Origin of the sequence: Rhodococcus sp. O3 (genome assembly GCF_048897285.1) — a bacterium.
In the GTDB taxonomy this organism is placed as follows: Bacteria; Actinomycetota; Actinomycetes; order Mycobacteriales; family Mycobacteriaceae; genus Rhodococcus.
The window spans coordinates 1-24,237 of the sequence record NZ_JBMBTE010000079.1 but is presented as its reverse complement, the minus strand read 5'-3'; the positions used below and the strand labels follow the sequence as shown (position 1 = coordinate 24,237).

The 24,237-nt window shown below is 69.4% G+C and carries 21 protein-coding genes; 12 read left to right on the top strand and 9 right to left on the bottom strand.

The features are described from left to right. On the top strand, positions 1-2,371 hold a 2,371-nt coding region (locus ACN675_RS19865), incomplete at its 5' end, for an ATP-binding protein (protein ID WP_420752484.1). Here the strand turns inward: ACN675_RS19865 and ACN675_RS19860 are convergent. From ACN675_RS19860 to ACN675_RS19850, 3 genes are all read right to left on the bottom strand, one after another. After that, complete coding sequence (locus tag ACN675_RS19860) at positions 2,319-2,816, bottom strand: hypothetical protein (RefSeq protein WP_420752483.1); 498 nt, start codon at positions 2,814-2,816, stop codon at positions 2,319-2,321. The genes ACN675_RS19865 and ACN675_RS19860 overlap by 53 nt on opposite strands. Before the next feature lie 190 nt (positions 2,817-3,006). Next, positions 3,007-4,779: a GMC family oxidoreductase N-terminal domain-containing protein gene (locus ACN675_RS19855; RefSeq protein WP_420752482.1), complete on the bottom strand. Its 1,773-nt coding sequence runs from the start codon at positions 4,777-4,779 to the stop codon at positions 3,007-3,009. Position 4,780: 1 nt separating this feature from the next. Next, complete coding sequence (locus ACN675_RS19850; protein WP_420752481.1) at positions 4,781-5,458, bottom strand: hypothetical protein; 678 nt, start codon at positions 5,456-5,458, stop codon at positions 4,781-4,783. A gap of 355 nt (positions 5,459-5,813) precedes the next feature. Here ACN675_RS19850 and ACN675_RS19845 point away from each other — a divergent pair, with 355 nt between their 5' ends. The 6 genes from ACN675_RS19845 to ACN675_RS19820 are packed head-to-tail and all read left to right on the top strand — an operon-like array spanning position 5,814 to position 12,235. Beyond that, positions 5,814-6,905: an ABC transporter substrate-binding protein gene (locus ACN675_RS19845; RefSeq protein WP_420752480.1), complete on the top strand. Its 1,092-nt coding sequence runs from the start codon at positions 5,814-5,816 to the stop codon at positions 6,903-6,905. Beyond that, positions 6,902-7,726 (top strand): ABC transporter ATP-binding protein, encoded by an 825-nt coding sequence (locus ACN675_RS19840; protein ID WP_420752479.1) that lies wholly within the window; start codon positions 6,902-6,904, stop codon positions 7,724-7,726. The genes ACN675_RS19845 and ACN675_RS19840 overlap by 4 nt, the downstream gene beginning before the upstream one ends. Beyond that, positions 7,719-8,591: an ABC transporter permease gene (locus tag ACN675_RS19835; RefSeq protein WP_420752478.1), complete on the top strand. Its 873-nt coding sequence runs from the start codon at positions 7,719-7,721 to the stop codon at positions 8,589-8,591. Before ACN675_RS19840 ends, ACN675_RS19835 begins: the two co-directional genes overlap by 8 nt. A 29-nt stretch (positions 8,592-8,620) precedes the next feature. Continuing rightward, entirely contained in the window at positions 8,621-9,973 is a 1,353-nt protein-coding gene (locus tag ACN675_RS19830) for an LLM class flavin-dependent oxidoreductase (protein WP_420752477.1), read from the top strand. Continuing rightward, on the top strand, positions 9,970-11,241 hold the full coding sequence (locus tag ACN675_RS19825) for an MFS transporter (protein WP_420752476.1): 1,272 nt from the start codon (positions 9,970-9,972) through the stop codon (positions 11,239-11,241). The genes ACN675_RS19830 and ACN675_RS19825 overlap by 4 nt, the downstream gene beginning before the upstream one ends. A gap of 7 nt (positions 11,242-11,248) precedes the next feature. Continuing rightward, positions 11,249-12,235, top strand: coding sequence for an LLM class F420-dependent oxidoreductase (locus ACN675_RS19820; RefSeq protein ID WP_420752475.1), 987 nt, complete (start codon positions 11,249-11,251; stop codon positions 12,233-12,235). Between the two features lie 22 nt (positions 12,236-12,257). Here the strand turns inward: ACN675_RS19820 and ACN675_RS19815 are convergent, their stop codons facing one another. Then, entirely contained in the window at positions 12,258-12,821 is a 564-nt protein-coding gene (locus ACN675_RS19815) for a GNAT family N-acetyltransferase (RefSeq protein ID WP_420752474.1), read from the bottom strand. 1 nt (position 12,822) lies between these two features. Further along, positions 12,823-13,491, bottom strand: coding sequence for a DUF3239 domain-containing protein (locus ACN675_RS19810; protein WP_420752473.1), 669 nt, complete (start codon positions 13,489-13,491; stop codon positions 12,823-12,825). A gap of 270 nt (positions 13,492-13,761) precedes the next feature. Here ACN675_RS19810 and ACN675_RS19805 point away from each other — a divergent pair, with 270 nt between their 5' ends. From ACN675_RS19805 to ACN675_RS19795, 3 genes are read left to right on the top strand one after another with little or no spacing between them, the layout of a single operon-like run. Next, positions 13,762-15,132 (top strand): CitMHS family transporter, encoded by a 1,371-nt coding sequence (locus ACN675_RS19805; RefSeq protein ID WP_420752485.1) that lies wholly within the window; start codon positions 13,762-13,764, stop codon positions 15,130-15,132. A 48-nt stretch (positions 15,133-15,180) separates the two neighbouring features. Beyond that, on the top strand, positions 15,181-16,848 hold the full coding sequence (locus tag ACN675_RS19800; protein WP_420752472.1) for an ATP-binding protein: 1,668 nt from the start codon (positions 15,181-15,183) through the stop codon (positions 16,846-16,848). Continuing rightward, positions 16,830-17,492, top strand: a complete 663-nt coding sequence (locus tag ACN675_RS19795; RefSeq protein ID WP_420752471.1) for a response regulator — start codon at positions 16,830-16,832, stop codon at positions 17,490-17,492. Before ACN675_RS19800 ends, ACN675_RS19795 begins: the two co-directional genes overlap by 19 nt. Positions 17,493-17,504: 12 nt before the next feature. Here the strand turns inward: ACN675_RS19795 and ACN675_RS19790 are convergent, their stop codons facing one another. From ACN675_RS19790 to ACN675_RS19780, 3 genes are all read right to left on the bottom strand, one after another. Continuing rightward, positions 17,505-19,163 carry a DNA repair helicase XPB gene (locus tag ACN675_RS19790; protein ID WP_420752470.1) on the bottom strand — a complete coding sequence of 553 codons (1,659 nt, stop codon included), beginning with the start codon at positions 19,161-19,163 and terminating at the stop codon, positions 17,505-17,507. A gap of 132 nt (positions 19,164-19,295) precedes the next feature. Beyond that, positions 19,296-19,454 carry a hypothetical protein gene (locus tag ACN675_RS19785; protein ID WP_420752469.1) on the bottom strand — a complete coding sequence of 53 codons (159 nt, stop codon included), beginning with the start codon at positions 19,452-19,454 and terminating at the stop codon, positions 19,296-19,298. Between the two features lie 50 nt (positions 19,455-19,504). After that, positions 19,505-19,684 (bottom strand): hypothetical protein, encoded by a 180-nt coding sequence (locus ACN675_RS19780; protein ID WP_420752468.1) that lies wholly within the window; start codon positions 19,682-19,684, stop codon positions 19,505-19,507. Between the two features lie 364 nt (positions 19,685-20,048). Between ACN675_RS19780 and ACN675_RS19775 the strand changes: the two genes are divergently transcribed. After that, on the top strand, positions 20,049-21,635 hold the full coding sequence (locus tag ACN675_RS19775; protein ID WP_420752467.1) for a GMC oxidoreductase: 1,587 nt from the start codon (positions 20,049-20,051) through the stop codon (positions 21,633-21,635). Further along, positions 21,632-22,114, top strand: a complete 483-nt coding sequence (locus ACN675_RS19770; RefSeq protein WP_420752466.1) for a hypothetical protein — start codon at positions 21,632-21,634, stop codon at positions 22,112-22,114. Before ACN675_RS19775 ends, ACN675_RS19770 begins: the two co-directional genes overlap by 4 nt. A 132-nt stretch (positions 22,115-22,246) precedes the next feature. Here the strand turns inward: ACN675_RS19770 and ACN675_RS19765 are convergent. Beyond that, the coding region (locus ACN675_RS19765; protein WP_420752465.1) for a helicase-associated domain-containing protein at positions 22,247-24,237 on the bottom strand (1,991 nt) is incomplete at its 5' end.

Sequence of the window (24,237 nt, the reverse complement as noted above, 5' to 3'; positions counted from 1 at the left end):
GAACACGACCGGGTCCGCCGAGGTCGCGTCTGTCGAGGCCGGGGAGCGACGGCGCACCACGGCCGCCGTCACGGCGGGCGCGACCGGTGATCTGCCGCTGGATCTGACCAGTTTCGTCGGCCGGCGGCAGGAGCTGACCGACGCGAGGAACCTGCTGGCCGGGTCGCGGCTGGTGACGTTGACCGGGATCGGCGGCGTGGGCAAGACACGGCTGGCTGTGCATGTCGCGGCGGCGGTGCAGCGCGACTACGCCGACGGTGTGCGGCTGGTCGAGCTCGGTGCGCTGCACGACGGGTCGTTGCTGCTCGACGCGGTGGCCACCGCCGTGGGGCTTCGGGACCATTCGGCGCGGCCGGTGCGGGACGCGCTGCTCGAGTTTCTCGCCCCCCGGCAGATGCTGCTCGTCCTCGACAACTGCGAGCACATGGTCGACGCGTCCGCCGATCTGGTGGAGTTGCTGCTGCGACGGTGTCCGGGGGTGCGGATCCTGGCCACCAGCCGCGAACCGTTGGGGCTCGGCGGGGAGGCGGTGCTGCGAGTTCCGCCGCTGGGCGTTCCGGATCCGGAGCGGTCGCTCTCGTTGCGGGGGCTGCCCCGCTTCGATGCGGTGAAGTTGTTCGTCGACCGGGCGGCGGTCGCCGTGCCGGGTTTTGCGCTCACGGAGGAGAATGCGGCGGCAGTGGCGGGGATCTGTCACCGGCTCGACGGGTTGCCGCTGCCGATCGAGCTGGCCGCGGCCCGGTTGCGGGCGCTCTCGCCCGAGCAGATCCTCGAGCGACTGACCGACCGTTACGCCCTGTTGACCCGCGGCAGCCGGGGTGCGCCGACGCGGCAGCAGACCTTGCGGTGGTGCATCGACTGGAGTTTCGAATTGTGCACCGTCACCGAACAACTGGTGTGGGGTCGGATGTCGGTGTTCGCGGGTAGTTTCGACCTCGACGCGGCCGAGCACGTGTGCGGGGAGGGTCTGGCGGTGGGGGAGTTGCTCGACACGCTGACCTCCCTGGTGGACAAATCGATCCTGATCCGGGAGGAGGCCGGGTCGGTGGTGCGGTTCCGGATGCTCGAGACGCTGCGCGACTACGGCGTCGAGAAGCTCGAGCAGTCCGGCGAGGATCTCGCATTGCGTCGCCGGCATCGGGACCGGTACGAGGCATTGGCATCCGCTGCGCGGGCCGAGTGGGTCAGCGTCCGTCAGCTCGACTGGATCGCCCGCCTCAAGCGGGAACTACCGAACCTGCGCGAGGCCCTCGAATTCAGCCTGGAGGACGATCCAGCCGCGGGGCTGCGCATCGCCGGCGAGCTCTACCTCTTCTGGGCCTCCCAAGGCTTCTACAACGAGGGGCGACGCTGGTGCGAACGGTTGATCGCCCGCCAGAGCGGGCCACCCACGGTCGACTGGGTCGAAGCGCTCTTCCGTGCCACTGTGATGGCCAGTGTGCAGGGCGACCTGCAGGCGGCAGCCGGGTTCGTGGAGGCTGGGCGCAGGCTGATCGCGCAGACGGACGATCCCGTGATGCGCGCTCTGGTCGATGCCGCCGACGGCTCGCTGGCGCTCCACAGCGGCGACCTCCCGCACGCCATTTCTCACCTCGAGGCCGCCCTCGCTCATTTCGGTGGACGTGGGGAACCCACCCGCGAGATCGGCATGCTGTATTCGCTGGGGTTGGCCCTCGGCCTGTCCGACCGGATACCGGAAGCCGTCGCATGCCACGAACGTGTGTTGGCAATGACCGAAGGACACGGCGACAAGATGTATCGGTCACTTTCGCTGTGGGCCTTGGCTGTTGACGTGTGGCGACGAGAAGAACCGGATCGTGCGGTGCGGCTCCTGGAGGAATCGTTGAACCTGGCCCGGCAGGTGCGTTACCCGCGCGTGGTCACTTCGTGCCTCGAAGCGCTGGCCTGGATCACCGGAGGCCTGGGCGACTTCAATCGGGCAGCGGTCCTGATGGGGGCGGCGGAAGGAATGGCACGGTCGATCGGCAGTGCTGCGGTGATACATTCCAATCTGCTTGCCTACCATCGGGAATCCGAACAGAAGGCGCGGCAGCGCCTCGGTAGGGAAGCATTCGCCGCGGCATTCGGCCGAGGTGAACAACTCGGCTTCGACGCGGCCATCGCCTACGCCCTCCACGAGCAACCGCCGGCCGCCCCCACGCGCGACACCGACACGTCGGTGCGACTGACCAAGCGGGAACGTCAGGTTGCCGACCTCATCGGCGAGGGCCTGACGAACCAGGCCATCGCCCGACGCCTGGTGATCTCACCGCGCACGGCACAAGGGCATGTGGAGCACATCCTGGCGAAACTCGGCTTCACCTCCCGGGCGCAGGTCGCGGCCTGGGTTGCGGAGCAGACGCACGACTAGGTCCCGGCGTCGATCCTCGCCATGCGCTGAGCAGCTCGTCGCGGAGAGCGGACTTGGTGGTGCGCAGTCGTACGGAGTCGGTCGGTCTCGTCATCATCGCGGCTTGCAGCAGATGCAGGAACCTGTTCCGCCGCACGCCGAAGGTGATGAACAGTTCCTCGGGGCCTGCGCCGCCGAAGGGAGCCCATTCGACGGCGAAGGCGACCAGCTTTCGGTCCCCGGGATCCAGTGACTGCACGCCGGCGAGGAAGTCGCAGGTCATGAGGGAACGCCGGACCCAGTCGACGTCACGCGACGGTGCCGCCGCATTCGGCTGAACGTGGTACTTGCGGGCGCCGCGGTCCGCGATGCGGGTGGGGGAGTGCGGGCGACGACGTCGTAGCGTCGTCGGGGCAGCGTGTTCGCTCACCGCAGCGGGTGACAGCGTGGCCGGTGTTTCGGGCATGAGTGACTCCCGGTGGATGGAGCGTTTCGGGTCCTTCGAGGATCGTGTGCGCGCAGGATTCCGGGAACGGCCGACCGGCGGGGTTGGGTACCTGTTTTCGCTCCATAATTCCGGGCATCGAGTGTGCACTTCTTGTCGAAAAATGCCGGAAATCTCGACAACAAGTGCGCACTCGGCGGACGATCCGGTGTCACAACCCCTGCGCGATCACCGCCGCGGTGACGCGGTCGTCGACGGAGGACACCGGGTCCTCGCGCCCGACCCACGCGTCGCCGCCGAAGTAGGTGCGGAAGATCGCCTCGGACGTGCGGGTCGCGAGCGCCTGCGTCGTCAACGTCGGATTGGGCCCGCCAAGCGAATTCGCCAGCGCCGAATTGTCCGCGACGAAAAGCCTTTTCACCCACCGCGCCTCGCCGGTGGCGTCGAGCACCGAATTGTTCTCGCTCGTCCCCATCCGCATGCTCGACTGCGCGTGCAGGATCAGTGGCGGCCAGTCGCAGCGGTGTACGGATCGCGCGCCCGCGGCCCGCATCAGTTCGACGGCCTTGCGGGTGCAGTACTCTCGGTTCCGCCGCGTGCGTTCGGACCGCTGCCGGTGCCGCATCGTCACCTTCGGTGCGAGCCCGCCCTCGTCCGGGAGCAAGATCGTCGAGCGGGTGACCCGATTGCCGGGTTCGACGTCGTCGTCGGTGATCACCAGTGCCGCCAGGGTGCGGTTCGCGTCGTCGAGGGTGGCGAGCAGATTCCGGCCCACAAGCCGGCCGAGGCTGTCGGCCCCGCCTTCGTCGACGACGCCGCCCGCCCGGCCGTAGCCGTGGATGCCGGAGTCGCTGAACGCCAGCGAATACGCCTGCAACGCCGGCGGCATCCCGACCTGTTCGATACCGCCGTAACCCGGCAGGTCGACGCGCGCATTCGATCCGGCGCCCCGGCTCTGGCCGGTGTCCTCGTCGAACACCCCGAACACCGCATCCATGTGGTGGTCCGTCAGGCCTCGACCCACCCAGTCGTTCGGGTTCGGCAGGTCCGACGCCAACCACAAGCGCGGTGATTCGATCGCGCCCGCGGCGAGCACCACGACCTGTGCGCGCTCCTCGTGTTCCTCACCGTCGAGGGTGCGGAACCGCACCCCGCGCGCGGTCGTCTCTCCGTGCACGTCCTCGGTCAGGATCTGCGTGACGGTCGCGTCGGTCACCAGCGTCGCGGCCCGCCCGTGCGGCGACCACGCCTCCGCGGTGAGCATCATCGGCACGTACGAGTTGTCCGTCGACCGCTTCGCCTTGAGGTTGCGGGGCGCACCCGCAGGCAGGTAGCAACCCTGGTAGCAGTGGCCGCACATCGTGCAGCCCCGCGCCTCGGGGTGGCGCAACCGCTGCGGGTCGCGGGTGCGCCCGGCGGTCCCGCCCGGCTGCAGGATCGCGTTCTGCTGCGCGCGGTGCGAGGCGACGCTCGTCTCGTGCGTCGTCTGGTGCGGCAGGCCGAGCGCGGCCGCACCGCGCAGGAAGATCCGTTCTTTCGTGCCCATGGGGGCGGTCTGCACCGGCAGGATCGCCTCGACCCATTCGTAGTACCGGCGCAACTCGTCGTATCCGAACGGGAACAGGTGGTCCGTGTCGTACATGTTCCGGTCCGCGCCGTCGTAACCCACGAACACGCCGGGCACCGCCCGCGGCGAGTTCCCGAAGTAGTGCAGCGTGGTTCCGCCGACCCCCGCGACCTGCCACACGTACGAATTCTGCGGCAGGTCGCGCAGCCACGGAGTGCGCGACCGGTCGCCGGGGCCCTGCCGGAAGAAGCCGGTGAGGGGGTTGTTCGCGTCGTCCTCGAAGTGCGTCCACTCGTTCTCCGGATCCGCGAAGCGCGGCCCGGCCTCGACGACGAGGACGTCCAGTCCGCGTGCCGCGAGTTCCTTCGCGACGACCGGTCCGCCACCGCCGCACCCGATCACGATCACGTCCCGCACGTCACTCCTCGATCCGGTCGACGCCGCGGTAGTAGCCCGCGAACTCGTCCCACCCGTCGGCGACACCGTCGTAGCGGGCCAGTTCCCAGCCGACGGGCCGGCCGGTGAGGGCACGGCGGTCGGGGTCGAATGCGGACACCTCCGAATACGCGGCGAACGCGGCGAGCGTGGGAATCGCGTTGACCACATAGGTGAGCATCGTTCCCTCGAACTGCGGTTCGGTGTCCAGCAATTCGAAGACACGGGCCTTCGCGGCGTGGTTCAGGTTCGCGAACGGTGCCGCGAAGGGACCGACGAGCGACCCCGCGTCGACGGTGACCGCATACATGTTGACGAGCGCGGCGACGGCGGCGGCCCCGGGCAGGTTCCCGCCGGCGCGGCCCAGCAGCGGCACCGGCGACGCGTGGTCGAAGGTGTGCTCGAGCGAGGCCGCGGCGCCCTCGGTGGCGCCACCGACCCGATCGGTGGACACACCCTGGTGGCGCGAATAGGGGTCGTTGCCGGGGACGACGAACGCGAGGATGCCGCAGATCGTGTCGCGTACCGGCGGGGCACCGGCCGGACGTGCCGCCGCCTCCGTCGAGAACAGGCCGGTCACCCCCATCAGGGCCGCCGCGGTCCCGGCCATGCCGGCCAGGAATCGCCGCCGAGTCCAGACCGGGTCGTCGTCTCCGCCCACCTGCGCTCCCGTCTCGTCGATCGTCGACAGAGCTTAAGAGCTTGGAGCCGGACTTCCGATCAGGCTGCGCAGAACCGTTGAGCGCGTCGCCTCCGGACGGCACTCTTGCTGAAGTCACATCGCCGCACAGGGGGATTGCCGTGTACGAGTGTTCGGAGTGTTGTCGCTGACCCAGCGAACGCCGACGTGCAGGTCCGAGGACCGCGCGTCGCTGAGATCTTCCGGCTGTATCGCATCGCACTCGTTCTTCTCTGCGCTCCGTCGCATGCGTATCGACGATTGCTGCCCGCGGTAACGCCACCCGCCCGGCCCGAGTCCGTAGGGCCTTCTTCCAACGCAAGGAACAGCTTTCACGATGTCGCATTCCACGCTGCGCGCCCGACTCACGCGGTCGGTCGCCGTCGTCGCAGCACTGCTCACCGTCACGTCCGTCGCGGCCGCATGCTCGTCCGGTTCGGATGTCACCACCACCGAGGACGGCAAGACCGTGCTCCGGTACGAGGGGACGGCCTCGCAGGTCACCTATCCCGAACTCGCCGAAGCGTTCGGATTCTACGAGAAGATCGAGCTCGACTGGATCGGGGACAACACCAGCGGTCCGCAGTCCATCCAGAACGCCGCGACCGGCCAGACCGATTTCGGTGGCGCGTTCAACGGCGCAGTCATCAAACTCCAGGCCGCGAACTCGCCGATCACGTCGGTGATCGGCTACTACGGTTCCGACAAGCAGTCGTTCAACGGCTACTACGTTCTCGAGGACAGCCCGATCCGCACCGCGCGGGACCTGATCGGCAAGAAGGTCGGGATGAACACCCTCGGTGCGCATCACGAGTTCCTGGTGCGGGAATGGCTTGCGCAGGAAGGACTCACGCCGGACGAGATCAAGCAGGTCGAGCTGATCGTGGTGCCGCCGGTGAACACCGAACAGGCGCTGCGCGAAGGACAGATCGACGTGGGCACGCTCGGCAGCGTGTTCCGGGAGACCGCGCTCGAGCGCGGCGGCATCCGTCCGTTGTTCACCGACGAATCCCTGTTCGGTGCCTTCACCTACGGAACGATGGTGTTCCGCGACGAGTTCATCGCCGAGAACCGCGAGGCGGTAGCCGATTTCGTGCAGGGCACCGCGCGGGCGATCCGCTGGGCGCAGACCACCCCGCGCGACGAGGCGGTTGCCAAGTTCAAGGAGATCATCAACGCCCGCGGCCGCAACGAGAACACCGACCTCGTCGACTACTGGAAGAGCCCCGGTGTCGCCGGGCCCGGCGGTGTCATCACCGACCAGGAGATCCAGACGTGGCTGGACTGGCTGACCCGCAACGGTGAGCTCGAGGACGGCAAGTTCACCACCTCGGACATCTACACCAACGAATTCAACCCCTACGCCAACGGCACCTACGACCCGAGCAGCGGTCCCAACGGTGAACCCGTCGAGGAGGCGGCGAAGTGAGCACCACCCCGAAGCTCCGCCTGGAGCACGTGACCAAGCAGTTCGCGGTGCGCGGCAGCAACGACACGTTCACCGCACTCGACGACGTCAGCATCGATCTCGCGGCCGGGGAATTCCTGGTCCTGGTCGGCCCCAGCGGTTGCGGCAAGTCCACCCTGCTCGATCTGCTCGGCGGTCTGAGCGAACCCACCTCCGGCCGCATCCTGCTGGACGGCCGCCCGATCTCCGGACCCGGCCTGGACCGCGGCATCGTCTTCCAGCAGTACGCACTGCTGCCCTGGCGCACGGCACGGGCCAACATCGAGTTCGGCCTCGAAGCCAAGGGCCTGCCGAAGAAGCAGCGCCGCGCACTCGCCGACGACTACCTCGACCTCGTCGGTCTGGCCGGCTTCGGCGACCGCTACCCGCACGAGTTGTCCGGCGGCATGAAGCAGCGTGTCGCGATCGCCCGCAGCCTCGCGTTCGATCCCGAGGTTCTGCTCATGGACGAGCCGTTCGCCGCGCTCGACGCCCAGACCCGCGAATCCCTGCAGGACGAACTGCTGCGGATCTGGAAGGAAACCGGCAAGACCATCCTGTTCATCACCCACGGCATCGACGAGGCGATCTACCTGGGGCAGCGCGTCGCCGTCCTCACCTCCCGCCCCGGGCGGATCAAGACGATCGTCGACATCGACATCGACCGGAACGTCGACGACGTGCGCTCCGGCGAGGCGTTCCGGCACTACCGGCACGAGATCTGGTCACTGCTGCACTCCGAGGTCGAGCGTGCCCGCGACCTCGAACTCGGCACCGCAACGGAAGAGGTGGAGCATGTCTAGTCCGACCGCAACCCTGACCCGGCCCGTCGACGCCGAACCGGCCGTCGTCGAACAAGCCGTCGTCGCAACGGATCCGACGAAGTTGCGGCGTGCCGGCCGTCGGGCCGGTGCGCTGGCGTGGAAGGGGATCAAGCCGGCGGTCGCGATCGTCGTGTTCCTCGCCGTGTGGGAGACCGCGCCGCGGCTCGGCCTCGTCGACGAAGTGTTCCTGCCGCCGCTGTCGACCGTGCTCGGATCGCTGTTCGATCTGATCACGAGCGGACAGTTGGCGGACCATCTGGGCGCCAGCCTCTCCCGGGCCCTCATCGGGTTCTCGATCGCGCTGCTCGTCGCCGTCCCGCTCGGCGTCGCGATCGGCTGGTACCGGCCCGTCGCCGAGTTGCTCAACCCGATCCTCGAGCTGTTCCGCAACACCGCGGCTCTCGCGCTGCTGCCGGTGTTCGTGCTCGTCCTCGGTATCGGGGAGACCTCCAAGATCGCCCTGGTGATCTACGCGAGCACCTTCCCGATCCTGCTCAACACCATTTCCGGTGTGCGCACGGTGGATCCGCTGCTGGTCAAGTCCGCCCGGTCGCTGGGGCTGCCGTCCTACCGGCTGTTCCAGAAGGTGATCCTCCCGGCCGCGGTCCCCACGATCTTCACCGGTATCCGCATGGCCGCGGCGTCGTCGGTGCTCGTGCTCATCGCCGCCGAGATGGTCGGTGCGAAGGCCGGACTCGGCTACCTGATCACCGCCTCGCAGCTCAACTTCCAGATCCCCGCCATGTACGCCGGCATCATCGCGATCTCGCTCGTCGGGCTGACGTTCAACGGCATCCTCGTCACGATCGAACGCCGGCTCTCCCGCTGGCGCCCCGAACGCTGACATCACCCGAATCACACAGGATCAGAAGAATGTCACAGTCACGCAAGCAGTTTCATCTCAACGCCTTCCTCATGGGTGTCGGTCACCACGAGGCGGCCTGGCGTCACCCCCGCACCGAAGCGCACCGCGTCCTCGATGTGAAGCACTTCCAGGAACTCGCGCAGATCGCCGAACGCGGCAAGCTCGATTCGGTGTTCTTCGCCGACGGGCTCGCGGTCGGCCCCCGCGTCGAGCACAACACGCAGGCCATCTTCGAACCGGTCACCCTGCTGTCGGCGATGGCCGTGGTGACCGAGCACGTCGGACTCATCGCGACCGCGTCGACCGGCTACAACGAGCCGTTCAACCTGGCCCGCAAGTTCGCCTCGCTCGACCATATCAGCGGTGGCCGCGCCGGCTGGAACATCGTCACCTCCGGCGGCGCCGACGAGGCCCGCAACTTCGGCTACGACGACACCCCGGACCACGCCGGCCGCTACGACCGCGCGGCCGAGTTCGTCGACGTCGCGGTGTCGCTGTGGGACAGCTGGGAAGACGACGCGATCGAGCTGAACGAGGAGTCCGGCCGGTTCGCCGACCCGGCCAAGGTGCACACCGTCGACCACGACGGAGAGCGGTTCACGGTGCGCGGCCCGCTCAACTCGCCGCGCAGCCCCCAGGGCCGTCCCGTCCTCGTCCAGGCCGGATCGTCCGAGAGCGGAAAGAATTTCGCGGCGCGCTACGCCGAGGCCGTGTTCACCGCGCAGCGCACCCTCGCCGAGGGGCAGGCCTTCTACCGCGACCTGAAGGCCCGCGTCGTCAAGGCCGGACGCGACCCGCAGTCGTTGAAGGTGCTGCCGGGCATCGTGCCGTTCATCGGGGAGACCGAGGAGGAGGCCAAGGCGCTCGAGCAGGAGTTCACCGATCTGATCTCGCCGGCCTACTCGCTGCGGCAGCTCTCGAACATGCTCGGCGTCGACCTGACCGAGCACGCCCTCGACGCACCCCTGCCGCCGCTGCCGCCCATCGAGCAGATCCAGGGCAACAAGAGCCGCTACCAGCTCGTCAAGGACCTCGCCGAGAACGAGGGCCTGACGGTGCGTCAGCTCATCGGCAAGCTCGGCGGCGGTCGCGGGCACCGCACCTTCGCGGGCACCCCCGAGCAGATCGCCGACGAACTGCAGCTGTGGTTCGAGCAGGAAGCCGCCGACGGCTTCAACGTCATGCCGCCCTACCTGCCCGGCGGGCTCGAGGGCTTCACCACCAAGGTGGTGCCGATCCTGCAGGAGCGCGGTCTGTTCCGCACCGAGTACACCGCCACCACCCTGCGCGGGCACTACGGGCTGGACCGGCCGGTGAGCCGCTACGCCGCGGTCGCCGAGTCGGACGCCGCCACTGCATGAGACCGGCCTTCGACCTGAAACCTCTCGTCACCACGGTCTTCCTGCCCTCCGCGATCTTCGGGATCGGGCAGGGCGCCGGGGCCCCGGTGCTCGCGCTGCTCGCGCGGGAACTCGGGGCCCCGTTGCCGGTGGCCGGGCTGATCGTCGCGCTCGTGGCGTTCGGCGCGGTCCTCGGTGACCTGCCCGCCGGGAGCATCGTCGCGCGCCTGGGGGAGAGGCGCGCGATCATCGGCGGCAGCGTGCTCTGCGCTGTCGGCATCGGGGTGTCGATCGCCGCCTGGACTCCGGTGGTGCTCGCCGTCGGTGCCTTGCTGACCGGATTCGCGAACGCGGTGTGGGGGCTGGCGCGGCAGAGCTATCTCGCCGAGGCGGTGCCGATCGAAGCCCGGGCGCGGGCCATGGCGATGTTCGCCACGATGTGGCGGCTCGGCAACTTCCTCGGGCCGTTCATCGGCGCCGGTGCGATCCACCTCATGGGGGTGCGCGGCGGCCTCGTCGTCCAGGTGACCGGTGTCGTGCTCGCGGGCATCCTCATGGCACGGGCACCGGAGACCCCGCGTTCGTCGTCGTCGACCGGCCCGGTCGCTGCCGTCGGACTGGGAACGATCCTGAGCCGGCACCGGGCGCTGCTGTGCACCCTCGGAACCGGATCGCTGCTCATGGGCGCGGCGCGCGCGTCCCGGGAAGCGGTACTTCCGTTGTGGGCCACCCACATCGGGCTCGACGCGGTGACCGTGTCGATCGTGTTCGGTATCGGCGGCGCCGTCGACCTGCTGTTCTCGTATCCGGCCGGGATCCTGATGGACCGGTACGGTCGCCGGGTCGTCGCGGTGCCGTCGCTGGTGATCATCGCTGTCGCGTTCCTGATGTTGCCGTTCGCCGACGACGTCGTCTCGCTCACCGTCGTCGCGGTGGTCCTCGGTATCGGGAACGGTCTCGGCAACGGCGTGATCATGACCCTCGGGGCGGACACCGCCCCACCGGATACCCGGGCCGAGTTCCTCGCCGCGTGGCGCCTCACACACGACAGCGGCATGTTCGTCGGCCCGTTCCTGGTGGGTGCGGTCGCGGCCGTGTCGCTCGCGGCCGGTGCCGTCACGATCGGCGGTCTCGCGTTGGCCGGTGCGGCCTGCATGTTCCGCTTCGTTCCGCGATACTCACCGTGGCCACGCCGGACGCTCCAACCGGTACCGTCGGCCGCGACGACCGAACCGGCCCCGGACCCGGGGGTGGATCTCGTCGATACGGTCACCAACCGATCGAGATAGGACATCAATGCGATTCGGACTCTTCGTTCCCCAGGGCTGGCGGCTCGACCTCGTCGGCATCGATCCCGCCGACCAGTGGCGGGTGATGCGCGACCTCGCCGTCCGCGCCGACAACGGCCCGTGGGAATCGATCTGGGTGTACGACCACTTCCACACCGTGCCCGCGGCCACGGACGAGGCGACCCACGAGGCGTGGTCGCTCGTCTCCGCGTTCGCGGCCGTCACCGAGCGGGTGCGCATCGGCCAGATGTGCACCGCGATGAGCTACCGCAATCCCGCCTACCTGGCGAAGGTCGCCGCGACCGCCGACATCATCTCCGGCGGGCGCATCGAGATGGGCATCGGCGGCGGGTGGTACGAACACGAGTGGCGCGCCTACGGATACGGATTCCCTTCCGCCGGTGAGCGACTCGCCCGCCTCGACGAGGGGGTGCAGATCTTCCGGCAGGCGTGGACCACGGGGTCGGCGACCCTGCAGGGCAAGCACTACCAGGTCGACGGTGCGATCGTCCGTCCGCTTCCGTTGCAGGAGGGCGGTATTCCGCTGTGGATCGCCGGCGGTGGCGAGAAGGTCACGCTGAAGATCGCCGCGAAGTACGCGCAGTACACCAACTTCGACGGCACCCCCGAGGGATTCGCGCACAAGTCGAACCTGCTGCGCGAGCACTGCGCGGCCGTGGGCACCGACTTCGACGCGATCGTCCGATCCGCGAACTACAACGTCGCGATCGGCCGCACCGAAGCGGAGGTGCAGGAACGCCTCGAGAACCTCCGCGCGCGGCTCGAACCGCTGGTCGGGGCCGCCGCCGCCGACGCCTCCCTCAACGCGTTCCGCGGGATGCCTGCCGTCGGCACCCCGGAGCAGATCGTCGAGAACCTCACGGCCCTGAAGAAGCAGGGCCTCGGCTACGCGATCTTCTACTTCCCGGAAGCGGCCTACGACACGTCGGGGATCGAACTGCTCGAGAAAGAGGTGCTGCCGCACCTGGCCTGACGGTATACGTCCGCCGGCAGCGTCAGATCGGCCAGCCGTCGGCGGGAACACGTGGATCGTCGGACAGCAGGCCGGCGATCCACGTGTCGCGCGGGACCCCGCGATGCATGGTGCCGCGGCGCAGCGTCCCCTCGAACCGGAAGCCGACGTGCCGCGCGACCGCCGCCGAGGCACGATTGCCGGCGAATGCCCGCCACTCGATCCGCGTGGTCGCGAGCCCGTCCGGGTCGAACGCGAAATCGCACGCCAGATTCACTGCGGCGGTGGCCAAACCGCGACCGCGAGCATCCGCCGCGATCCAGTAGCCGATCTCCGGGGCGGTGCGTTCGTGATGCAGGAACCCGACGACGCCGAGCAACACACCGTCCGGCGAGGTGCGGATCGCCCAGTTCGGGGCGCTCGCGGCCCAACCCCTCGGCACGATGTCGCCGACGAAACGCACCGCGTCGGCGCGGGAGTACGGATCGGGCACCGTCGTCCAGTCCGCGATCTCCCGGTCCTGGCACGCGGTGGTGATCGTGTCGACGTCGTGCGGGACGGGCACGGTCAGATGCACCCGCCCGTCCGACAGCGACGTCACCTGCATGTCAGCGCAATTCGCCGGGCAGGTCGTCGCGATCGAGCACCAGCCGATGGTCCTCGGTCGAGCTGACCTTCTCGGACAGGTCGACCTTGCTCTTCAGCAGCTTCCATTCGGCGTCGTCGATCGCGTCGGTTGCCTCGCGCAGCACCTTGGCGTCGCGGGTTCCCCAGGCGATCGGCATCGGGCTGACCATCTGCCACGACCCGGTCGTGTTGCGGGTCGTGCGATCGGACAGCACCGCCACGCACGGCACCTGCTCGCCGACACGCTTCTGATGTCCCGGGACCGCCTGCACGTTGCGGGTGACCAGCGCGAAGCGGCGGTCGGCGGTGCCGGGCTTGGCGATGTCGACCAGCGCCAGCAACGTCAGACCACGCGGCCGGATCTCGGAGACCACGGCGGGCACCAGCGGGCTCTCGTGGTACAGGTCCTGCACCGATCCGACCTTCCGCGGCGCCCACACCGCCACCCACGCCGACGTGACGGCCGCGACGACCAGCACCGCACCGACGATGTAGGCCCAGGGCTTGCCGAGGGTGAACAGCCACGCCGCTCCGGCCGCGCACAACAGCGCGACGACGATGCCCGAGATCCGCAGGCTGCGCACTTCGGCGAGGGTCTGGTTCACGGACTTGGCGTGGGGAAGGTCGACGGGGAATTCGAATCGGCGCACGTCGTCCAGCATATGGGAACGCCTCCGGCGACCCGATCGCGATGGGCTCGAGCAGAATGCGCAGAACGGCACTATCGCGCTCAACGGTGACTCCGCGCGGGACGCGGTCACACACTCTGATGTAGCAGAGATCACACCGCTTCGGCGGCAGCAGAGATCACACCCCGGACGGCTTTCGGTGCCGGAACCCACACCGACCCAGGTCGCGACAGCGGCCGTGGTCGACGTGTGCCCGGTCCGGCCCGACCCAGTCAGAAAGTGGGCAGCGCCATGCTCGTCATCCTCGGCTTCCTGATGGTCGCCACGTTCATGTACCTGATCATGTCGAAACGGGCCACCCCGGTCGTCGGCCTGATCCTGGTCCCCGTCGCGTTCGGACTGATCGCCGGGGCCGGCACCGGCATCGGCGACATGATCGTCGACGGCGTCGAAAGTCTCGCCCCCACGGCGGCACTGTTGTTCTTCGCGATCATCTTCTTCGGCATCATGATCGATGTCGGCCTGTTCGACCCGCTCGTGCGGCTCATCCTGCGGCTCGTGCGCGACGACCCGGCCCGGCTCGTGGTGGGCACCGCGGTGCTGGCGATGGTCGTGTCCCTCGACGGCGACGGGTCCACGACGTTCATCATCACCACGTCCGCGTTGCTGCCGCTCTACCTGAAACTGAAGGTCAGCCCGGTCGTCCTCACCGTCGTCGCGGGATTGGCGAACGCCACGATGAACATCATCCCGTGGGGTGGGCCGACGGTGCGCGCGGCCAGTGCGCTCGGGCTGTCCCCGTCCGAGGTGTTCGTCCCGATGATCCCGTCGCTCGTCGTCGGACTCCTGATCGTCCTCGGCTTCGCCGTGCACCTGGGCATCACCGAACGTCGCCGCATCGGGCGGCTCGTGTGGAAGCCCGAGATGATGCCGCTCGGCGCCGGTCCCTCGGGAGTGGGTACGACGATCGGCAAGGACTCGGACACGACCGATGCGGAGGTCGGACAGCTCGCCGCCGGCCTCGACCCCGACCGCCCGACCCTGCGTCCGCGGCTGCTGCCGTTCAACGCACTGCTCACGGTGGCATTGCTCGTCGTCCTCGTCCTCGACATCCTGCCGATCCCCGTACTGTTCATGATCGCCGCGGGACTCGCACTGGCCGTGAACTTCCCGCGGATCGTCGACCAGTCCGCCGCGATCGCGCGGCACTCGTCGAGCATTGTGTCGGTCGTCGCGATGGTGTTCGCCGCGGCGGTCCTGACCGGGGTGTTCCAGGGCACCGGGATGGTCGAGTCCATGGCGCTGTGGCTGACCGGGGTCGTCCCCGACTCGCTCGGCCCGTTCCTCGCGGTCATCACGGGCGTGCTCAGCATCCCGTTCACGTTCTTCATGACCAACGACGCCTTCTACTTCGGGGTCCTTCCCGTTCTGGCGGAGACCGCGGCGCAGTACGGCATCGAACCGGTCGAGATGGCGCGCGCGTCGATCACCGGGCAGCCGGTGCACATGCAGAGCCCGCTGGTCCCGGCGATCCTGTTGCTGGTGACCCTCGCCGGTGTGCCGCTGGCCGACCACCACCGCAAGGTGCTGTGGCGCGCCGGGGTGGTGTCGATCGCGATGCTGGTGGTCGGCGTGCTCCTCGGGCAGATTCCGCTCGGCTGAGATCCGCCCGGGCCACACTGGGCAGGTGGGACGAACGGGGACGACGCGGTGAAACTTCGCACCCAGGTACTGCTGTTCCAGTCCGCGGTGGTGGCGGTGGCGCTCGGCATCGGTTTCACGGTGTTCGCCACCACCACCGAGGACCGTGTCACCGACGAACACGGTCAGCGGGCGCTCGCGATCGCCCGGGCCGTATCCGCCGACGAGACCGTCCGCGACGAGGTCGCCCGCTACGCGGCCGCCGACGACGGGGTTGTCTCTCCGGACAACCCCGAACTCGCGTCCGGTGCGGTGCAGGAGGCCGCCGAGGCCGTCCGCACCGCCACCGGGGCGCTGTTCGTCGTGGTCACCGACGATCAGGGGCTCCGGCTCGCGCACCCCGATCCGGAGCAGCTCGGACGCAGGGTGAGCACCGATCCGGCCGAGGCTCTCGCCGGCCACGAGGTCGTGACCAGCGAGCGGGGCACGCTCGGTGATTCGGTGCGGGCCAAGGTTCCGGTGACGGACCCGTCGTCGGGCAGGGTCGTGGGGGAGGTGAGCGTGGGCATCGCCACCGACCGGGTGCGCGCGGATCTGCGCAGCGATCTCGCCGACGCCGTCCTGATCGCGCTCGCGGCGCTCGTGTGCGGTGCCGTCGGGTCGCTGCTGCTCGCCAACCGCTGGAAGCGGCTGACTTTGGGGCTCGAACCCGAGCAGCTCACCGAACTGGTCCGGGAGCAGGAGGTCGTGCTGCACGGGATCTCCGAGGGGGTCGTCGGCACCGACGCCAACGGCATCGTCACCGTCGTCAACGCCGAGGCGCGTCGCCTGCTCGATCTCGACGACGGGATCGGCCGCAGCGTCGACACGCTCGGGATGACCCCGCGCCTGCTCGACGTGCTGCGCGCCGCGGACGGCACGCCGGTCGCCGCGACCACGGGCGATCGGGTGGTCGTCGCCGTCTCGCGACGGGTCGTGCGCGACGGCCGCGACCTCGGCACGGTGATGTCGGTGCGCGACCGCACCGACATCGAGACGCTCACGCGCGAACTCGGCGCCGTCAAGTCGATGAGCACCGCGCTGCGGGCCCAGCGGCACGAATTCGCCAACCGGCTCCACCTGATCGACGGCCTGCTCCGTCAGGGCCGGGCGGAGCAGGCCGTCGAGTACATCGAACAGGTCCTCGGCTCGGGTCCGCTCGGTGAGCTCGAGGGCGCCGACGCGCTCGCCGACCCGTATCTGCACGCCTTCCTCGCCGCGAAAGCGGCGCACGCGCGTGAGCAGGGCGTGACGCTCGTGCTCGGTGAGAACACGTGGGTGCACGCCACCGTGAAGGTGCCCGTCGACGTCACCACCGTGCTCGGCAATCTGCTCGACAACGCGATCGAGGCGGCCCGCGTGAGCGGGCGCAGTCCCGCCGAAGTCGAGGTCGAGCTGGTGGAGGACGGCGCCGACCTGCACGTGAGTGTCGCGGACACGGGTGACGGCGTCGATGCCGAGCTGCCCGACGTCTTCGCCGAGGGCGCGACCACCCGCGTCGACTCGTCCGTGCCGGGCGGCCGGGGGATGGGTTTGGCGCTGGCACGACGCGTGGCGCGGATGCACGGCGGCGACGTCGTGCTCGCGGACCGCGGCGGCCGGCGCACCCCGGACAATCCGACCGGGGGTGCGGTGTTCCTGGCGACGCTGACCGGGGTGCTCGACGAGGGAGATGCGGGATGGGCGGAACGGATCTGAGGGTGCTCGTCGTCGACGACGACTTCCGGGTCGCGGATCTGCACGCGTCGGTTGTCTCGGGTGTGCCGGGATTCGTGGTCGCGGCGGTCGCGGGGAGCGTCGCCGCGGCCCGGGACGCGGTCCGGGCCGGTCCCGTCGATCTCGCGCTCGTGGACGTGTACCTGCCGGACGGGTCCGGGGTCGACCTGATCCGGAGTCTCGAGTGCGACAGTTTCGTGCTCGGCGCCGCCGGTGAGGGTGCCACTGTGCGGGCGGCGCTCGCCGCCGGTGCGCTGGTGTATCTGGTCAAGCCGTTCGCGAGCACCGAGCTGGCCCGACGCCTGGCGGCCTACGCGCAGTACCGCCGGGTCGTTGCGGGGGAGGAGCTCACCCAGGCCGAGATCGACACGGCGCTGGCGGCGTTGCGGCCGGTGTTGCCGGCCGCCCGCGAGGCGCCCCCGAGGTCTGTGACCAAAGACCTTGTGCTGCAAGCTCTTCGGGAATCGAAGCAGCCGTTGTCCGCCGGGGAGGTCGCGGTGACCATCGGGGTGTCGCGCGCGACCGCCCAGCGTTATCTCGCGGCCCTCGTCGCGAAGGGCCACCTGCGAATGCAGTTGCGGTACGGCACCACCGGCCGTCCCGAGCAGGAATACCGTCCCGTGTGACCGGGAGCTGCGTCAGCCGATCTGCGGTCCGAGCAGGTCGTCGGCGTCGGTGATGCGGTACGCGTAGCCCTGTTCGGCGAGGAACCGCTGCCGGTGTGCGGCGTACTCGGCGTCGAGGGTGTCGCGGGAGACCACCGAGTAGAAGTGCGCCTGGCCACCGTCCTGCTTGGGGCGCAGCAGCCGGCCGAGGCGCTGCGCCTCCTCCTGCCGGGATCCGAACGTGCCGGACACCTGCACCGCCACCGACGCCTCCGGCAGGTCGATGGAGAAGTTGGCGACCTTCGAGACGACCAGGACCTTCAGCTCCCCGTTGCGGAACCGGTCGAACAGTGCCTCGCGTTCCTTCGTGCGCGTCGAGCCCTTGATCACCGGGGCGTCGAGCGCTTCGCCGAGCTCGTCGAGCTGATCGATGTAGGCGCCGATGATCAGCGTGGGGGCGTCGCCGTGCTTGGCGAGGATCGACTCGACCACCGGAATCTTGGTGCGCGCCGTCGAGCACAGCTTGTACCGTTCCTCCGGCTCGGCGACCGCGTACGCCATCCGTTCGGCGTCGGTGAGCGTGACCCGCACCTCGATGCAGTCGGCCGGGGCGATCCAGCCCTGCGCCTCGATGTCCTTCCACGGCGCGTCGTACCGCTTCGGGCCGATCAGCGAGAACACGTCGCCTTCCCGGCCGTCCTCGCGGACGAGGGTCGCGGTGAGGCCGAGCCGGCGCCGCGACTGCAGATCGGCGGTCATGCGGAACACGGGTGCCGGCAGCAGGTGTACCTCGTCGTAGATCATCAGACCCCAGTCGCGGGAGTCGAACAGTTCGAGGTTGCGGTACTCGCCCTTCGACTTGCGGGTGATCACCTGATAGGTCGCGATGGTGACCGGCCGGATCTCCTTCTTCTCGCCCGAGTACTCGCCGATCTCGTCCTCGGTCAGCGAGGTGCGGGCGATCAGCTCGCGCTTCCACTGGCGGCCGGCGACGGTGTTGGTCACCAGGATCAGCGTGGTCGCGCCGGCCTTCGCCATCGCGGCGGCCCCGACCATCGTCTTGCCCGCGCCGCACGGCAGCACCACCACGCCCGAGCCGCCCGCCCAGAACGACTCGGCGGCCATCTCCTGGTAGTCGCGCAGGTGCCAGGGGTCGGACTCGAAGTCGAGGGTGATCGGGTGCGCCTCGCCGTCGACGTAGCCGGCGAGATCCTCCGCCGGCCAGCCGATCTTCAGCAGCATCTGCTTGAGCCGGCCGCGCTCGCTCGGATGCACCACCACCGTGTCGTCGTCGATGCGCGCGCCGAGCATGGGGGCGATCTTCTTGTTGCGCAGCACCTCCTCGAGCACAGCGCGATCGGTGCTCGCCAAGGTCAGCCCGTGGGCAGGATTCTTCGCCAGCTGCAGGCGCCCGTAGCGCGCCATCGTGTCGACGACGTCGACCAGCAACGGCTGCGGCACCGCGAACCGCGAATAGGTGACCAGTGCGTCGACGACCTGCTCGGCGTCGTGCCCGGCGGCGCGGGCGTTCCACAGTGCCAGCGGCGTCACCCTGTAGGTGTGGACGTGTTCGGGGGCGCGTTCGAGTTCGGCGAAGGGAGCGATCGCCTGGCGTGCCGCGTCGGCGAGCTCGTGGTCGACCTCGAGGAGCAAGGTCTTGTCGGACTGGACGATCAACGGTCCGTCGGGCACGGACGCCTCCTAGCACGGGAACAGCGGAACTCTCCCATTCTCCAGACACCGGAGGCGGCGCGCTACCCGCGCGCCGCCTCCGGCTCGATCCCCCTGGAATCCCCCTGCTCCTGCGATCCCCCTGCGGTCCCGTCAGCTCGTGAGCGAGCGCCGCATCTCCATCACGCACACGAGCGCTTCGGAAATTCCGGACCGGTAGCCCGCATCTTTTTCCGACATCGCGGGGGAGGAATCCAATTCTTTCTCGAGTCTGTCCTGAATTTTATCCAGGGCCGACAGTGTTCTTTTCACGTTGCGCTTCCTGCTTTTCGTCGTCGTCGATTCGATTTATTTTTCCGGAATCACACCATCACGGTGCATTCCGCGGCCTGCTGATCGAGGACGTACAGGCGGGCGCGAGCCAGGGCGGCTCGGCGGCCGTGGAGGAAGGCGGACTGCGGTTCGCTACCGGCCGCCTGATCGGACATGGCTGTGAACTGCTCGTACAAGCTGTCGAGGAGTTCCGGAGCTGAGATGGTCACGGCGTCTCCCGGCGGTTCAGTTCGGCTTGCGCCTCGTCACGAATTCGCCCTCGTTCGCCTGCTTGCGACGCTTCTCCGCCCGACGCTCCTTGATGGACATCGCCGGTTTCTTGCGTTCCTTGCCCTTGTCGGCCATTTTTCTCCTCTCGAAAAAGGGGTTGAACAACCCGACAGGACCCGACCATAGCCCATTTACCGAAAAAAGCCAGTCGCCCGGAAAAATCCCGGGCGCAACGGAATATCGGGTTCGGAAGAAACGGTGTTCCGGTACAGGTCCGCTGTGACCCGAATCGCTTGCGTCCTGCTGATTCGCTCACCGGACGTCCGTCCGTTTCGTCCCGCTGCAGGACCTATGCTGTGCCCCGTGGAAGCCGAGGACAATCCGGAATTCGCTGCCGACGTGATCGTGGTCGGCAGCGGATTCGGCGGTTCGGTCACTGCCCTGCGGTTGGCGGAGCAGGGACGTCGAGTGCTGGTGCTCGAGCAGGGCAGGCGGCATGCGCGGGCGGACTTCGCGGCCGCGCGCCGCGACCCGCGCCGATACCTGTGGCTGCCCGAACTCGGGCTGCGCGGGTTCTTCTGGCAGCGGGTGTTCGCGCACGTCGGCATCATCGGGGGCGCCGGCGTCGGCGGCGGCAGCATCGTCTGGGCCGGTGTGCTCCTCGAACCGGAGCAGGCGTTCTTCACCGATCCGTCCTGGCCGAGTTCCGAAAAGGGCTGGCGCGCAGAGCTGTCCGATCACTACGCGACCGCCGCGCGGATGCTGGGCCGCACCCGTGCGCCGTTCAGCGGCCCGATGGACGAGCATCTGCGGGTCGTCGCGGGGAAACTCGGTGCCGAGGACACCTACGGACCCACCCCGATGGCGATCTGGTTCGGGGAGGAAGGCGTCACCGTACCCGACCCGTTCTTCGGTGGCGACGGGCCCGACCGCACCGGCTGCCGACTGTGCGGTGCGTGCCTGATCGGATGCCCTTACGGCAGCAAGAACACCCTGGACCTGAACTACCTGTGGCTGGCCGAGCGCCGCGGCGTCGAAATCCGTCCGGAGCAGCACGTCACGTCGGTGACCGCGCTCGACGAGGGGTACGAGGTGCACCTGTCGAGCGGTGAACGGTTGCGCGCACCCGAGGTGGTGCTCGCTGCGGGTGTGCTCGGAACCGTGGAACTGCTGTTCCGGTCCCGCGAGAACGGTGGCCTTCCGAACGTCTCCGCGCGGCTCGGCGAGCGTGTGCGCACGAACTCGGAGGCGATCACCGCTGTCCTCGCCGACGACGTCGATGCCGATCTCACTCGCGGACCGACCATTTCGAGCGAGTTCTACCCGGACGAACGCACCCACGTGACCCAGAACCGATACGTCGGCGGCTGGCACATGCGGTTCCAGGTCGGGCCGCTCGTCGACGGCGCCGATCCACGCCGGCGCCGACGGGACGCCGCGGCGATCCTGCGGCGACATCCTCTGCAGCAGCTGCGAACCATGTTCGCGCGCAACTTCATCGAACGACTCAGCGTGTTCACGGTGATGCAGGACGTGGAAAGCGAGATCCGGCTCGACTACGCGCGGTCGCCGATCCGGCCGTGGCGGAAAGTGCTTCGCTCCCACGGTGTCGAGGACCGGCAGGCACCGAGCTATCTGCCTCAGGCCAATGCGGTCGCCCGCGCGTTCGCCGAATCGATCGGCGGTCGTCCCCTGAACCTCCTGCTCGAAAGCATCGGCGGCAAGTCCATCACCGCGCACATCCTCGGCGGCGCGGCGATCGGCGCCGACGCGGCGCACGGCGTCGTCGACACCGACCACGAGGTGTTCGGGCATCCGGGCCTGTACGTGGTGGACGGCTCGGCGATCCCCGCGAACGTGGGCGTGAACCCGAGCCTGACGATCGCCGCCATGGCCGAACGCTTCGCCGCGCGGTACGCGGCACGCAAGGGAACGAAGGAGACGGCGTGAACACAGGGGAGACCGACGCGATCCGGAGTCTGCCCGGGTCGATCCGCGGACTGCGCGAACGGTTCCGGTCGCTGTCGTCGGACGCGACGATGACGCCGGGAACCTACCGCGCCGTCTTCGTCGGACCGGCCCTGCTGCGCGTCGTGGCACCGCGCGCGATCGCTCTCGGCGGCATGCCGCGCTGGTACGGCAAGCGCGTCGCCGCCGACGGCACCGCGGCCAATCTGCTCGCCGCCGACGACGGGACGCTCCACGAGGACCTGCCCATCCGGGTCGAGACCGAGCCGTCCTGGCTCGACGGCCGGCCCGCGGTGGTGGTCTCCTACGGATCCGACGGCCCGATTCCGTGGCGGTGGGTACGCGACGAATTCCGTGCCCTCGACGAACGGACGATGCTCGGGCTGACGTTCGCCGTGGCACCGTGGTCCCGGGTGGTGGCGTCGCCGTTCGTGCTCGTCCGCGACGATTCGCGGTCCTGAGCCCGCGATCCCTGCCTGCCCGCCCTTCTTTTCCGAGCGAATGTATCGCTCGTCTCCTTCAATCGATCGAACGATACATTCGCTCGGAAGAAGGGGAGGGGTGGCCGGACACCGGCCGGGTGCCCGTGCCGGTCAGTCGACGAGCGCGACCGAGGTGACCCGGTGCAGCACGAAGCTGCGCACCGTGCCGGCGGCCGGATCGAACGCTTCGAGCGTGCCGCCGCTCACCGCGACCGGGTCGACGATGCGCCGGGTCGCGACGCCCTGCGCGTCGACGTATCCCAGGTTGACGCTGCGCTTGCTGTGCACAGCGAGTTGCAGCAGCGCCATCGTGGCGGCACCGCCGGACCGGCTTCCGTCCGCCTGCACGGACTTCGACGCCGACGTGGTCGCGGCACGGTCACCGGCGCGCAGCGTGCGGACCAGCGTGTCGAGTTGATCGGCGGTCGGCGGGACCGGACCGGTATAGCGGGCGCGCGTGCGCGGCACCGCCAGCCGGGCACCGGGCGGCCGCAGATCGAGAACCGCCCCCGAGGAATCCTCGCCGGCGGGAGCGAAACCCGCCGCCCGCAGTTCCTGCAGAACCTCGGCCAGCGGGGCCTGGGAGATCGCGACGGTCGGTGCCAGCGCCCGCAGCGCCAGGGTGGCGGCGACCGGCGCGGCGAGGACCTCGGCGAGCAGCGCCGGGTCGTCGGACCGCACGAACGACGACGCGATGCCGGTGCGCAGTCGCCCGTGCCGTCGCGCGACGTCGTCGATGAGATAGGTCAGGGACTGCGGCACCGGTGTCCGCGAATGCGTCGCGAACAGCGCGTGCAGATCTCCAGCCCCGGTGCCGGCGTCCAGCGCCCGCCGCACGCTGGCCTCGCTGATGCGGTACACCGTGGCCGCACCGGCCGATTCGACGTCGGCGACGAGCGCGATGCGCGCGGCGAGGTCGGGCACGAGCGGCCCGGGCGCGACGACGGTGAGATCCGCCTGCACGAGGACGTAGTCCACCGGCTCCGGCAGTGCGGCTTCCATCTCGGCTTCGGCGTCGCCGCCGTGCAACAGCGCCTTGCCCGGGGATGCGATCGACCCGTGCGCGACGACGGCGAGCACGGTGGCCTCCCGCAGCATTTCGGCGACCGCGTCGCCCCCGAGCCGCCCCGCCCACCGCGGTCGACGCCAGGCGAGTGCCGCGCGGATCTCCCCGACGCCGGGCGCGGAGCCGGGGGTTTCGGCGAGATATTCGAGCAGGAGCCGCCGGTCGCGAACCGCGGGCGGGGACTGCACCTCGTCGGACAGCGCGGCGATCGGCTTGTCGTTCTGATCGCGGCGGCCGACGAGCCAGGGCCGCCGCGGTGAGTCGAGCCACGCGCCGGCGAGCACCGCCCACCGATGCCCGTTGGGGGCCTTCGCCCAGCCGTCTGCGGAGGTCGTCGGAGCCCAGTAGTCGTCGACGTCGGTGGGTGGCGGCGGGTCCGGCAGGCCCCGCGCGATCAGTCCGGCCGCGGCGAGCACCTCGACGAGCAGCGCCGCATGGGTTTCGTCGATGCCCACGGTTTTTGCGAGTCTGCGCACCTCGCGTACCCCGAGTCCCCCGGATTTGAGCGCGGGGGCGGGGGCGGTGCCGAGTGCGTCGATCAGTTCCTCGGCGTGCCGCAGCAGTTCGAGGGCGGCACCCGCGGCGGTCGAGTTGATATCGGCGACGGTGTGGGTGGCCGGCGCCGCGGGCGGCGGCTTGAGCGCGGCCGGATCGAACGGTGCCTCGCCTCGCAGATACTGGCCCACCCGGTGGGGGAGTTCGACGGTCTCGTCGTCGAGGCGGATCAGCAGCCCGGCCGCGATCAGCTGCTGTACCGGCCGGTCGGCGGGTGTGTCCGCGGCGGCGTCCTTGGTCCGGCCGACGGGGGAGGTGCGGGCCAGGGTGTCGAGGATGCCGCGGCGGGCGGCGTCGAGGTCGTCGATCATCGCCGCGAGCTCGGCGTCGTCCGGCAGATCCGATGCGGTGCTGCGGGCGATGCGCCAGGGCACGGTCTCGGTGGCCGCCGGCACCAGGGACAGTTCGTCGGCGGGACCCCACACGAGCAGCAGGGTGCGCAGACGGTCCAGGGTGCGGTCGACGTTCTTCGCGGTGGTGC